The sequence below is a fragment of the Mycolicibacterium mageritense genome (genome assembly GCF_010727475.1).
Classification (GTDB): domain Bacteria; phylum Actinomycetota; class Actinomycetes; order Mycobacteriales; family Mycobacteriaceae; genus Mycobacterium; species Mycobacterium mageritense.
This window is the reverse complement of record NZ_AP022567.1, coordinates 1068098-1081192: the sequence shown is the minus strand read 5'-3', so window position 1 is coordinate 1081192 and position 13095 is coordinate 1068098. Positions and strand designations below refer to the sequence as shown.

Sequence of the window (13095 nt, the reverse complement as noted above, 5' to 3'; positions counted from 1 at the left end):
TGCCATGACGCTGACCACTACCTCCGCGGGTTTGACCGACGCCGAGGTCGCCAAGCGCGTCGCCGACGGCAAGACCAACGACGTGCCCACCCGGGCCGCTCGCAGTGTCTCGGAGATCGTGCGCGCCAACGTGTTCACGCGCATCAACGCGATCCTGGGTGTGCTGTTCATCATCGTGCTGTCGACGGGGTCGATCATCAACGGCGCGTTCGGGCTGCTCATCATCGCCAACAGCGCGATCGGCATCATCCAGGAGATCCGGGCCAAGCAGACGCTGGACAAGCTCGCGATCGTCGGGCAGGCCAAGCCCACGGTGCGGCGGGAGTCGGGCAGCCGGGCCGTGCTGCCCGCAGAGGTGGTGCTCGACGACGTGATCGAGCTGGGGCCGGGCGATCAGATCGTGGTCGACGGCGAGCTCATCGAGGAAGCCAACCTCGAGGTCGACGAATCCCTGCTCACCGGTGAGGCCGATCCGATCGCCAAGGACGTCGGCGACACCGTGATGTCCGGCAGTTTCGTGGTGGCGGGCACCGGCGCCTACCGGGCGACCAAGGTCGGCCGAGAGGCCTACGCGGCCAAGCTCGCCGAGGAGGCCAGCAAGTTCACCCTGGTCAAATCCGAACTGCGCAACGGTATCAACAAGATCCTGCAGGTCATCACCTACATGCTGGTGCCTGCCGGGCTGCTGATCATCTACACCCAGTTGTTCACCACCGATCCCCGGATCCTGGAGTCCCTCCAAAAGACCTTCCACGACATCGTCGACAACGACGGCGGTTGGCGCGAATCGCTCGCGATCATCATGAGCCAGATCTTCACCACCGACGCCGTCTGGCACGAACCCGTGTTGCGCATGGTCGGGGCGCTGGTGCCTATGGTGCCTGAGGGACTCGTGCTGATGACGTCGATCGCGTTCGCGGTCGGCGTGATCCGGCTCGGCCGGCGGCAGTGTCTGGTCAACGAGCTGCCGGCCATAGAAGGCCTGGCCCGCGTCGATGTGGTGTGTGCGGACAAGACCGGCACGCTGACCGAAAACGGTATGCGGGTCAGCGATCTGCAGTCGCTGGCGGATCATCCCGTCGCCGACGTTCTCGCGCAGCTGGCCGCCGACGATGCCAGGCCCAACGCCAGCATGCTGGCCATCGCGGAGGCCTACCCGCAGCCGCCGGGATGGACGGCGACCGCGACGGCACCGTTCAAATCGGCCACCAAATGGAGCGGGGCGTCCTACGGCGAGCACGGCAACTGGGTGATCGGCGCACCCGACGTGCTGCTGGATCCGTCCTCTCCGGCCGCCGAGCAGGCCGAGCAGATCGGTGCGCAGGGGCTTCGGGTGCTGCTCGTGGGCTCGTCCGATCGGGCGGTCGACGCGCCCGACGCACCCGGCGCCGTCACCCCCGTCGCGTTGGTCGTGCTCGAGCAACGCGTCCGCCCCGATGCGCGCGACACCCTCGATTACTTTGCCTCCCAACATGTCACGGTCAAGGTGATCTCGGGCGACAACGCGGTCTCGGTCGGTGCGGTGGCCGGCACCCTCGGACTGCACGGCGAGACGATGGATGCCCGTCGCCTGCCCGAAGAGTCCGACGCGCTCGCGGAGACGCTCGAGGAATACACCACGTTCGGCCGCGTGCGCCCGGATCAGAAGCGTGCCATGGTGCACGCGCTGCAATCGCGGGGGCACAACGTCGCGATGACCGGCGACGGCGTCAACGACGTGCTGGCCCTCAAGGACGCCGACATCGGGGTCGCGATGGGTTCGGGCAGTTCGGCCTCGCGCGCCGTGGCGCAGATCGTGCTGCTCGACAACCGGTTCGCGACGCTGCCGTACGTCGTCGGCGAAGGCCGCCGCGTGATCGGCAACATCGAGCGGGTCTCCAACCTGTTCCTCACCAAGACCGTGTACTCGGTGCTGCTGGCGATCCTGGTCGGGCTGGCCGGGCTGTCCGCGAAGATCTTCGGCACCGATCCGCTGCTGTACCCGTTCCAGCCCATCCACGTCACGATCGCGGCCTGGTTCACCATCGGTATCCCCGCCTTCATCCTGTCGCTGGCGCCGAACAACGAGCGCGCCCATTCGGGGTTCGTGCGCCGCGTGATGACCTCGGCGCTGCCGTCGGGGCTTGTCGTCGGCACCGTTACGTTCGTCAGCTATTTGCTGGCCTATCAGGGCAAGGCGGCGTCGGTCACCGAGCAGACTCAAGCGTCGACCGCCGCCCTGATCACGTTGCTGGTGTCGTCGGTGTGGGTGTTGTCGGTGGTGGCGCGGCCCTACGAGTGGTGGCGGGTACTGCTCGTCGCGGTATCAGTGCTGGCCTACGTGCTGATCTTCGCGATGCCGGTCACCCAGAAGCTGTTCATGCTCGATCCGTCGAATGCGCAGCTGACCTTCATGGCGCTGGGCATCGGCGTGATCGGCGCGGCGCTCATCGAGGTGCTGTGGTGGGTACAGGGTGCCATGCTGGGTGAACGGCGCCGCTTGTGGAGATAGCTGGCACGCGGGACACTGGCAACGGAACGCGCCCCGCGTTCCGGTGAATCTCAGACGATAGGGTGGGCAAATGGGATTTTTGGACAAGGCGAAAGATCTGCTTTCCAAGAACGCCGACAAGGTGGACACGGCGATCGACAAGGCCGGTGACGTCCTCGATCAGAAGACGCAGGGCAAGTACAGCCAGCATGTCGACAAGGCGCAGGATGCCGCCAAGAACGCCATCCGTAAAGAAGGGCCCCAGCAGTAACCTATGGCAAAACTGTCAGTCTCCGTCGATGTGCCGTTGCCGCCGGAGAAGGCGTGGGAGTACGCCTCCGATCTGTCCCGTTACGACGAGTGGTTGAGCATCCACCGCGCCTGGCGGTCGAAGTTGCCGGAAACCCTTGAGAAGGGCACCGTCATCGACTCGATCGTCGAGGTCAAGGGCATGCTCAACCGGGTCAAATGGACCCTCGTCAACTACAAGCCGCCGCATTCGTTGACCCTCAACGGCGACGGCCGCGGCGGGGTCAAAGTCAAGCTGATCGGAAAGATCAAGCCCGCGCCGGTCGACGGCGCCGAGGGCGCCACCGTGACGTTCGACGTCCATCTCGGCGGCCCGGCGCTGTTCGGTCCGATCGGCATGGTGGTGGCGTCCGCGCTCAAAGGCGACATCCAGGAGTCGCTCAACAAGTTCAAGGCGCTCTACGCACCGTCGTAGTCACCTTTCTCCGCCGAGCAGACGCGGCGGTACCCGAAAATCGCGGTTTTCGGGTACCTGCGCGTCTGTTCGCGCTAAAAGGTGAGCACTTCACCTATGGCTCGCGCAGGTCTCGCCGATAGGTCTCCTGCGACCACCACACTCCCGCCACTGTGATCACTGCGACGACGACGATGTAGACCGCGATCGGGATCGACGAGTCGTATTGGGCGAGAAGCGCTGTGGCGAGGAGGGGTGCGATCGCGCCGCCGACGACTGTGGTGACCTGGGCGGCGATCGACATGCCGGTGTAGCGACTGTTGGTTTCGAACTGTTCGGCGAAGTACGCCGCTTGGGGTCCGTAGAGCGCGGAATGAAAGATCAGGCCGACCACGATGGCGGCACAAACAGCGATCGAGCCGCCGGTGTCCAAGAGCGCGAAAAAGATCCAGATCCAGCCTGCAGTTCCGAGTGCGCCTGCGATGATGACCGGCCGGCGCCCGATTCGGTCAGAGAGGGCTCCGAAGAACGGTGTTGCGAACAGCTGGACGACGTTCGCGACCACGAGGGCGTTCAGGACCACGCTTTTGTCGACTCCGCTGTTCTCTACTGCGTAGACGATGGCGAAAGACGCCAGAATGTAGTAGGCCACGTTCTCCGTGAGTCTTGCACTCGCACACTGGATCAGCTCGCGGCGCCGCGTCCGCAGAACCACCTTGACTGGTGCTTCGTTGACAGCATGTTCGCGCGCTTCGGCGAAGATCGCTGCGTCCTGCACGGTGGTGCGTATCCAGTAGCCCAGTACGAGCAGGACAGCGGACAGTAAAAACGGTATGCGCCAACCCCATTCCAGAAATGCGGCATCGTTTAGCGTGGCTGAGAGCACCGCCAGTACCGCCGTAGCGATGAGGTTGCCCAGCGGGATGCCGGCCTCGGGGAGGCTGGTCCACGTTCCGCGTTTGTGAGCCGGCACCCGTTCGGCCACCAACAGCATCGCGCCGCCCCACTCACCGCCCAGCGCGAAGCCTTGGATCAATCTCAATGTGCTGAGCATGAGGGGAGCCAAGATGCCGACGGACGCGTAGGTAGGCAACAGACCGATTGCAAACGTTGCAGTGCCCATCATGACCAAGCTGATGATGAGTAGCAGCTTGCGACCGATTCGGTCACCGAAATGTCCGAACACGAGTCCGCCCAAGGGGCGCGCGAAGAATCCGAGGGCATAGCTCAGAAAAGCCAGCAGTGTTCCGATTAGGGGATCCACCGTTGGGAAGAACAGCTTATTGAAGACCAGGGCGGCCGCCGAGCCGTACAACAGGAAGTCGTAAGCCTCCAGCGCCATGCCGGTGCTGCTGGCAGCAACCACCCGGACAAGACCGGTGGGCCGATTCTGTCCGGTCGCCTGCGTTGGTGAAGTTTGATTCGCCACTGTGCCTCGTTCGGTATGTGACCACAGTCACTTAAATATGTCGAAAATCAACGTATATATACGTCTGGGCGATGTCAAGAGAAGTAGCGCATTGGCCCCGGAGGCTGGCAGTTAGCGCGCGCTTCGGATATATCTGCAGGTAAAACCCATCTAGCGATACGTGCAGGGGTCGGATCGGTTCGACCGGCCGACTGGGTTGACATCGACCTGCGCCAGATATACGTTGCTTTTCAACATATTTACGCGTGGCGATGATCGCAAGTAGTGGAGAAGGGGCAGTCCAAGTGGTGTTCACACGAGATCAAGTCGTTGATCGGTTGCGGGAGCAGATCGCTGCGCAACGCCCGATCGTGGGTGCGGGCGCCGGCACGGGCTTGTCGGCCAAGTTCATCGAGCGTGGTGGTGCCGACCTCATCATTGTGTACAACTCGGGGCGTTTCCGGATGGCCGGTCACAGCTCGATGTGCGGGCTGCTTCCATTGGGTGACGCCAACGCCATCGTGCTCGAGATGGGCGAGCGGGAAGTGCTGCCGGTCGTCAGTAACACGCCCGTTGTCGCCGGTGTCAACGGCACCGATCCGACCCGGGACATGGGTCGTCTGCTGAATTCAGTGGCGGCGGCTGGATTCTCCGGTGTCAATAACTTTCCTACGGTTGGCCTCTTCGACGGCCGCATTCGTAAGGAGTTGGAGGCATCCGGGCTGGGCTTCCAACGGGAGGTCGAGATGATCAGGACCGCACACCAACTCGGCCTTTTCACGATCGTCTACGTGTTCACTCCGGACGAGGCGGCTGCGATGACCGAGGCGGGAGCGGACGTCGTGATCGCCCACATGGGCCTGACTGTCGGGGGCAGCGTGGGGATGTCGACTGTCGGGGCGTTCTCACTGGACGACTCCTGCCAGCGGGTCGACGCTATCGCCGCGTCTGCGCGCGGAGTGCGCGACGACGCGATCGTACTGTGTCATGGCGGCCCCATCGCCGAGCCGGCTGATGCCGAATACGTCATGAAGCGCACCAGGGCAGTCGGGTTCGTTGGCGCGTCGAGCATGGAGCGACTTCCTGTCGAACAGGCCTTGATCGACGTTACCGCCGCCTTCAAAGCGACGGCAGTCGCTTGAGCAGCCCCGACCACAAGGAGGATCTGATATGAGCACTTCGCTGCACGAAAGCCTCGACTGGAAGATCATCGGAGACAACCTTTCCGAATCGGTCACCCTCGTCGTGGGTGGCGCAAGGGGTACCGGGCGAACTATCGCCGAGAACCTGCTCAAGATGGGTGCCAGGGTGGCAGTCTCTGACCTCAGCGCCGAGCGCATCGAGGCCGTATCGGCCGAATTCGAGTTCTATGGGCCGCGATTCACCGCAGTCGTCGGAGACGCGACGGATTCCACAGATGCACGTAGGGTCGCGGCGCACGCGGCCGACACCTTCACCGCACTGCACAACGTGGTGTACTCGGCAGGCGCGTACCGGGCACAACGGCCGACACTCGAGGTCAGTTCCGACGAGTGGGATCTGATTGTCGATTCGAACCTCAAGGGTGCCTTCATCACCTACCAGGCAAGTCTTCCTCACATCATCGCAGCAGGCGGGGGTGCATTGGTCAGCATCTCGTCGCTGGCGGGCCGGACCTCGAGCCCGTTTCTCGGGTGCCACTACTCGGCGGCGAAGGCTGGCATTCTCGGCCTTACCCGCCATCTCGCAAAGGAGTTCGGCGGACAGAACGTCCGCGCGAACTCGATATGCCCTGGCGGAATCGTCGGAACGCGGATGACCGATCTGCTCACCGAACTGCACCGCGAGCAGGATTTGGCCGATCTCGCTGACCAGACGCCGCTGGGCCGCAACGTATATGAGCAGGATGTTGCTGCGGTTACGTTGTTTCTGCTGTCAGATCTGTCCCGGTTCGTCACTGGAGCCACCATTGATGTCAACGGTGGGATTCTGACGGTCTGATGGCTGCCGCACTCCCGATACCGTCCACGGTCGCCGTGCTGTGTGCCCTCGACACCAAGGGCGAGGACGCTGATTTCATCCTGCGACGCCTTCGCAGGCGTGGGCTCCAGACCGTTCTCATCGACATCGGTGTGCTCGGCACACCTCACCTTGAGGCTGACATCTCGCGAGATACCGTCGCGGTATCGGCGGGTACCACGATCGCCGAACTCGTTGCCCGACACGACCGGTCCACGGCGGTTGCCACCATGGCCGACGGCGCACGTTCGGTAGTCGCCGATCTGGCTCAAACCGGCGTGCTCGGTGGAGTTTTCGCGATCGGCGGCGGCGCGGGCACGACAATCGGAGCCATCGCGATGCGTGACTTGGCCCTAGGTTTGCCGAAGGCAATTCTGTCAACGGTCGCGGCCGGGAACACGACTCCCTACGTCGGCACGTCGGACATCGTGATGTACCCGTCGATCGTGGATTTCACGGGCGTCAATCGAATCAGTGCGATAACTTATCGGCGCGCTGCCGACGCGTTCGCGGGCATGGTTTTGGGTGCCGCGGAAACAGCGACCGACGACGACAACGTGCCCGACCGCCCGTTGATCGCGGCATCGATGTTCGGCGTCACCACAGAGTGCGTGACGCAGGCGAAGGCCTTCCTGGAGGACGCCGGATGCGAGGTGCTGGTTTTCCACGCGACCGGCGCGGGTGGCCGGACCATGGAGCGACTGATCGCCGATGGCCATGTTGACGGAGTGCTGGATCTGACCACCACGGAGTGGGCCGACGAAGTGGTCGGCGGCATTCTGACGGCAGGGCCGCAGCGGCTGGGTGCCGCGGCACGTTCGGGTGTGCCTCAGGTGGTATCGCTCGGCGCCACCGACATGGTGAACTTCGGTCCGCTGGAGACGATTCCGGATCGGTTCACTGGCAGAAACTTCTATCAGCACAACGCCGAGAACACCCTTATGCGCGTCAACATCGAGGAAGCTCGCCGGATCGGGCGGGCGATCGGTGCTCAGCTCCGTAATTGTGCAGGGCCGTGCACGGTGCTCATCCCGTCCGCTGGGACTTCGGCGCTCGACGCCGCCGGTCAGCCGTTCGACGATCCGGTGGCGCGGCGCGTACTCCAGGATGCCGTCACAGCGGAGCTGGCCGGGACTGCTGTGCGGGTTATCGAAACCGCCCAGCACATCAACGACCGAACGTTTGCCAAGATGGCCGCGCGCAGACTGCTGGACCTGCTCCCGGCTATGCCCTCGGTACCGGCAAAGGATTGAGAGTTCATGTCTGACAACAACATCATGCGTGTTGCACTCGTCGGCCCCGGCCGGATCGCGACGGCGCATCTCGAAGCTATCGCTGCGGCCAAAGGTGAGGCGCAGCTCGTTGCGGTCGCCGGCCTACCCCAGGAGCGAGAGCGTACCGAAGAACTAGCGTTGCGCTACGGCGCGCAGCGAGCGGTGCATGATTTCGACCAGATCTTGTCGGCCGATGATATCGACGGCATCGTGCTGACTGTTCCCAACCATCTTCACAGGGAGCTTGCGGTAGCGATCCTTGACAGCGGCAAACATGTTCTCGTCGAGAAGCCGCTGGCCACCACGGTGGCCGAAGTCGACGAGATAGCCGCTGCGGCAGCCGCTTCGGGCAAGACGGTGATGGTCGGACAATGCCGACGGTTCTTCGCAGGTGCCCAAGAAGCCAAGCAACGCATGCCGACCCTGAGCGGGCCGGTGAGTGTGGTGCACAACCTCGGTGTCTACGTCGAGGATGCCGCCGTCGGCTGGTGGAGGTCAGCAGCGCAGGCCGGCGGCCTCGCGGTGGGCCTCAACGGGCCCCATGTCATCGACACCATGGTGTGGCTCATAGGCTCCCAGCCGGTACGCGTGTATGCGCAGACCCGCCGATTGCGTGACCGCTGGGAGGGCGAAGACGAGGCCGTTCTGCTGGTCGAGTTCGCAGACGGCAGTCTCGGTACCGGATACCTGTCGCTGAACACTCGGATTCCCGTCAACGACCGGCTCATCAACGGCCCGGACGGCAGCATGCGGTTGACCGACGACCGAAACCTCTGGGTGGGAGAAGATCTCGTCGTCAGTGAACAGGTCGTGCCGTACATCAACGGTGACAGTGCATTCGAACAGCAGTTCATCGAGTTCGTGACCGCCGTCCGGGAGCAGCGCGCACCGCAGTCCGGATTGGCCGAGGCGCGCACAGTGGTGGCGGTCATGCAGGCCGTTCACGACTCTCAGTCCAGTGGGGTACCCGTCGAGTTGGACCTTGGCACCCCGAGCGTCAACAAGTGACATCTGCAACGAAGGGAATACATATGGCTGGTCGGCTTGAGGGCAAGGTCGCCCTGATCTCGGGCGCAGCGCGCGGGCAGGGCCGTTCGCATGCTGTGCGATTCGCCGAAGAAGGAGCCGACATCGTCGGCTTCGACATCTGCGGGCAGGTCGCAACCGCACCCTACGCGTTGGCGACAACCGAAGATCTCAAGGAGACACAGCGACTGGTGGAGGGTCTGGGTCGGCGGATGCTCACGGCCGAAGCCGATGTGCGCGACGGAGCGGCGATCTCTGCTCTCGTCCAGAACGCCGTCGAGGAGTTCGGACGGCTGGACATCGTTTGCGCGAATGCGGCGTTCACCTGCTATGTGCGCAACACGTGGTCGATAACCGAGGCGCAGTGGAACGACATGCTGGGCGTGAACCTGACCGGTGTCTGGAAGACGGTTTCAGCGGCGATCCCGGCGATGATTACCGCGGGTAACGGTGGGTGTATCGCGATCACCAGTTCGTCGGCAGGCACCAAAGGAATGGTGAACCTAGGGCACTATGTCACCGCCAAGCACGGTGTCGTCGGGCTGATGCGCACGCTGGCGAATGAGCTTGCCGAGCACTCGATTCGGGTCAATACGATCCACCCGACGGGCGTCCGCACGAAACTGCTCGACAATGACCATATTCGCGACTTCCTGGACGCACACCCCGAATGGGATTCGAACATCTCGAACGCGCTGCCGGTTGATCTTCTTGAACCAGAAGACATCAGCAATGCCATCGTCTGGCTGGCGTCCGACGAAGGGCGCTACGTCACCGGCGTGGCGTTGCCCGTCGACGCGGGCTTCGCCGGAAAGTAGTGCGGTGTCGATGACCGGCATGTCACAGAGCGATCGGGTAGCCGTCGTGTCGTCTCGCTGGCACGGCGACATTGTCGGCCATGCTGTCGATACCTTTTGCCGCGAGGTCGATGCCCACCCGAGGTTCGCCGTGGACCGTTTCGAAGTGCCGGGCGCGTTCGAGATTCCGCTGCGCGTGCAGCGGTTGGCGCGCAGCGGAATCTACGCGGCAATCGCGGCATGCGCTTTCATTGTCGACGGCGGCATCTACCGGCACGAGTTCGTCGCGCATACAGTGCTCGATGCGCTGATGCGGATTCAGCTGGATGAGGAGACGCCGGTCTTCTCGGCGGTGCTGACACCGCACGCGTTCCACGAGCATTACGAACACCGGATGTTCTTCTCCACCCATTTCGTGGTCAAGGGACAGGAATTGGCCCAAGCGCTCCTGCAGGTGTGCGCAGCCGATGCCGAACACGCTGAACCCGCCGTCTCGTAGGCGGGTTCAGCGGTCAGCCGGTCTGTGCGGTTGCCACGAGACTGTCGACAGCATCTGCCGACAACGCATGTTCGATGACGGTGAGTGCGGCGCCGCGCAGGCCGGCGTCGTCACCGAGCCTAGCGCGGGCGATTGTCACGGCACGCGCTGAAGTGGGCAGCGCGAACTTGTAGATGGATTCCTGCATACCAACGAGAAATTGGTCGCCAGAGTCGACCAGGTAGCCCCAGACTGTGATCACGTCCGGGTTCAGCAGGTTGACCACCGTTGCCATCACCTCCCCGACGCGCCGACCGGCTTCGCGCACAGCCACTCCGGCGGGGACCACTCCGGCGTTGGCTAGTTCGGCGACATCTCGTGCGGTGTGTGCGTCATAGCCTTGCGCCGCAATCTCTTCGGCCACTGCCGGCCCACCGGCCACGGTATTGAGGCAACCGCGGCTCCCGCACAGGCAGGCACGATCAACTCCCGCGAGCTTGGTATGGCCGATCTCGCCGACCATCAATGAGGAGCCTCGCACCACGCTGTCGCCGATCACCAAGCCGCAGGCGACCACCGTGCCAACCTTGAGTGACACGAGCACGTCGGCATCACGCCAGCCGGTACGGTGTTCACCGAGTGCCATCAGGTTCACATCGCGATCGACGAATGTCGGCGCATTGAGGCGTTGCGATACGCGTTCGGCCAGAGGGAAATTCGTCCACTTCTGGGAGGGAAGGTCCGAACTGACAGGCGGTGCTGTCGAGATTTCGACATCTCCGGGCACCCCGATGCCCACACCGTAGACGTCGGATGGGGGGATATCCAGATCGGTCAGTGCCGCAAGGAACTCGGTGCAAAGGAGCTCGACGAAGGCCTCGGGCCCACGGGATATGTCGAACTGCACCTGTGTGCGCCACAGTACCTCTGCCTCGAGGTCGGTGATCGCCAGCAGAGTTCCGCTCATACCGACCAACGCTGCAAGCGTCACACCGGCTTTCGCGTTGAACGCGAGTATGTTGGCGGGCCGCCCCCGGCCGAACGTAGCCTCACCGGCGGTGGACAGCAACCCGATTCGCTGCAGCAGGTCGATGCGCTCGTTGATGGTGGACCGGGCCACGCCGAGGGATTTGGCCAATTGCGTCACCGTCCCGGCCTCACCCGAGCGCACCAGGTCGAGGATCTCGCCTGCGCGTGCGGTGCGACCGAGCACCCGCTTCGGACGGTCGTGCGAAGAGGTCATAGCGCGATGGTATACGGCGGGAAGAGCCTCTGTTGCTCACCGCTGCAGCAATAAGAGGTCGATATACGGTGAAAATCGACGTATTATTGTCAATGTGCGCGATATGCGGCGTGCATGTCAGGCGGTCACCGCCGAGTAAGCCACCACAAGAGGAGTGCAATGGATATCGAAGTTCCGCACGGACGTGAACTGTTCATCGGGAGCCGATGGGTGCAACCGCACGGAACCGAACTGGCCGAAGTCGTCGCGCCGTTCACCGGCAAGACCGTCGCGCAGCTGCCGCGTCCCTCCGTCGAGGACGCGCGGGACGCCGTCGAGGGTGCGGTTGCGTCGTTCGGGGCCTGGCGTGACCTGACCCTGGAAGAGCGGCACGAGGTAGTCGCGAGGTTCTGCGCCGGTCTCGACAAGAGGATCGACGACATCGTCGCGACGTGGGCGTTGGAAGCCGGTATGCCGCACGGTAATGGCCTGGCCCTGACCACGGACGCGTCAGTGTTTTGGCACCGTGCGCTCGACGAGGCGCTCACTGCCCCGTGGGTCGAGGTTCGGGATACGCCGATGGGAAAGGTCGAGGTGCGCCACGAGCCGGTCGGCCCGGTAGTGGGTGTCGTTGCCTTCAACGGACCCCACATGCAGTTCGCACTGGCCATGATTCCCGCGTTGCTTGCCGGCAACACGGTGATCATCAAGCTGGCTCCCGAGAGCCGGATGTTGGGGTATCTGTTCGCCGCCGCAGCTGCCGAGGCCGACTTTCCGCCGGGTGTTCTCAGCATCTTGGCGGGTGATGCCGACGTCAGCCAGTATCTGGTGGAGCACGACGACGTTGCGGCAGTGCACTTCACCGGTGGTACTGAGGTCGGGAGGGCGGTCATGCACGCCTGTGCTGACCGGGTGGCCAACGTGGTGCTCGAGCTGGGCGGTAAATCGGCGGCGATCGTGGCCGCCGACGCCGATCTGGAAGCGACTGTCCCTGCGCTGGTCGACGCCATGGCGCTCTACAGCGGCCAGATCTGTTTGACCATGACTCGGCTCGTCGTAGCACGAGAGATCCACGATCAGGTCGTCGCGGGCCTCGTCGCCGGCCTGAAGGCTCTGAAGGTCGGTGATCCGACCGATCCGGAAACAACGTGGGGTCCATTGGCTGCCCCGCGATTCCTTGAGCGTGCGGAGGGCTACATCCATCGAGCGGTGGCCGAGGGTGCGACGGTCGCCTACGGGGGCCGGAGACCCGCGGGATTAGACGGGTACTTCCTCGAACCGACGTTGCTGACCAATGTCACGCGCGACATGGAGGTCGCTCAACGGGAGATTTTCGGGCCGGTGTATTGCGTGATCCCCTTCGACACGATCGACGAGGCGATCGACATCGCCAACGATTCTCGTTACGGCCTGTCCGGGTCGGTGTTCACTTCCGACCCCGACATCGGGTTGGAGGTTGCGCGCCGCGTGCAATCCGGCGTCTTCGTCGTCAATGCGACGTTCCCATGCCTGGCGGCGCCGTTCGGTGGCGTCAAGCAGTCGGGCTTCGGCCGTGAGGGCGGGCCGGAGGGACTGTTGTCCTTGACCCAGATGAAGTGCATCACGTTGTAAATAACAGCCTTTCGGAGAGTCAGGCCGCAGCGACCCCGTGCCGCTGCGGCCTGACATGCGTTTGTGGACCGGATGGGTGTGATGTGGTTCGCATTCGACCATTGACGG

The 13095-nt window shown here is 63.6% G+C and carries 12 protein-coding genes; 10 read left to right on the top strand and 2 right to left on the bottom strand.

Features of this window, described 5'->3' with window-relative positions:
* Positions 1-4 precede the first annotated feature (4 nt).
* The 3 genes from G6N67_RS05220 to G6N67_RS05210 all read left to right on the top strand — a co-directional run bounded on the left by G6N67_RS05220 (position 5) and on the right by G6N67_RS05210 (position 3194).
* A complete protein-coding gene (locus tag G6N67_RS05220; RefSeq protein ID WP_036433723.1) occupies positions 5-2491 on the top strand; it encodes an HAD-IC family P-type ATPase in 2487 nt (828 codons plus the stop codon).
* 70 nt (positions 2492-2561) lie between these two features.
* Positions 2562-2741 carry an antitoxin gene (locus G6N67_RS05215; RefSeq protein ID WP_036433724.1) on the top strand — a complete coding sequence of 60 codons (180 nt, stop codon included), beginning with the start codon at positions 2562-2564 and terminating at the stop codon, positions 2739-2741.
* Between the two features lie 3 nt (positions 2742-2744).
* Positions 2745-3194, top strand: a complete 450-nt coding sequence (locus G6N67_RS05210) for a type II toxin-antitoxin system Rv0910 family toxin (protein WP_036433725.1) — start codon at positions 2745-2747, stop codon at positions 3192-3194.
* Between the two features lie 94 nt (positions 3195-3288).
* Here the strand turns inward: G6N67_RS05210 and G6N67_RS05205 are convergent, their stop codons facing one another.
* Positions 3289-4602, bottom strand: coding sequence for an MFS transporter (locus tag G6N67_RS05205; protein ID WP_110798431.1), 1314 nt, complete (start codon positions 4600-4602; stop codon positions 3289-3291).
* A 251-nt stretch (positions 4603-4853) separates the two neighbouring features.
* On the opposite strand from G6N67_RS05205, the gene G6N67_RS05200 reads away from it, so the two are divergent.
* The 6 genes from G6N67_RS05200 to G6N67_RS05175 are packed head-to-tail and all read left to right on the top strand — an operon-like array spanning position 4854 to position 10175.
* Positions 4854-5723 (top strand): phosphoenolpyruvate hydrolase family protein, encoded by an 870-nt coding sequence (locus G6N67_RS05200; protein WP_165572172.1) that lies wholly within the window; start codon positions 4854-4856, stop codon positions 5721-5723.
* Positions 5724-5751: 28 nt separating this feature from the next.
* Positions 5752-6561 (top strand): SDR family NAD(P)-dependent oxidoreductase, encoded by an 810-nt coding sequence (locus tag G6N67_RS05195; protein ID WP_036433728.1) that lies wholly within the window; start codon positions 5752-5754, stop codon positions 6559-6561.
* On the top strand, positions 6561-7832 hold the full coding sequence (locus G6N67_RS05190; protein ID WP_230021381.1) for a Tm-1-like ATP-binding domain-containing protein: 1272 nt from the start codon (positions 6561-6563) through the stop codon (positions 7830-7832). Before G6N67_RS05195 ends, G6N67_RS05190 begins: the two co-directional genes overlap by 1 nt.
* A gap of 6 nt (positions 7833-7838) precedes the next feature.
* Entirely contained in the window at positions 7839-8861 is a 1023-nt protein-coding gene (locus G6N67_RS05185) for a Gfo/Idh/MocA family protein (RefSeq protein ID WP_036433729.1), read from the top strand.
* Positions 8862-8884: 23 nt separating this feature from the next.
* Complete coding sequence (locus G6N67_RS05180; protein WP_036433730.1) at positions 8885-9697, top strand: mycofactocin-coupled SDR family oxidoreductase; 813 nt, start codon at positions 8885-8887, stop codon at positions 9695-9697.
* A gap of 19 nt (positions 9698-9716) precedes the next feature.
* A complete protein-coding gene (locus G6N67_RS05175) occupies positions 9717-10175 on the top strand; it encodes a 6,7-dimethyl-8-ribityllumazine synthase (RefSeq protein WP_197747978.1) in 459 nt (152 codons plus the stop codon).
* A gap of 13 nt (positions 10176-10188) precedes the next feature.
* Here G6N67_RS05175 and G6N67_RS05170 read toward each other — a convergent pair whose 3' ends face one another.
* Positions 10189-11397 (bottom strand): ROK family transcriptional regulator, encoded by a 1209-nt coding sequence (locus G6N67_RS05170; protein WP_036433732.1) that lies wholly within the window; start codon positions 11395-11397, stop codon positions 10189-10191.
* Between the two features lie 159 nt (positions 11398-11556).
* Here G6N67_RS05170 and G6N67_RS05165 point away from each other — a divergent pair, with 159 nt between their 5' ends.
* A complete protein-coding gene (locus G6N67_RS05165) occupies positions 11557-12987 on the top strand; it encodes an aldehyde dehydrogenase family protein (protein ID WP_036433733.1) in 1431 nt (476 codons plus the stop codon).
* Positions 12988-13095 lie beyond the last annotated feature (108 nt).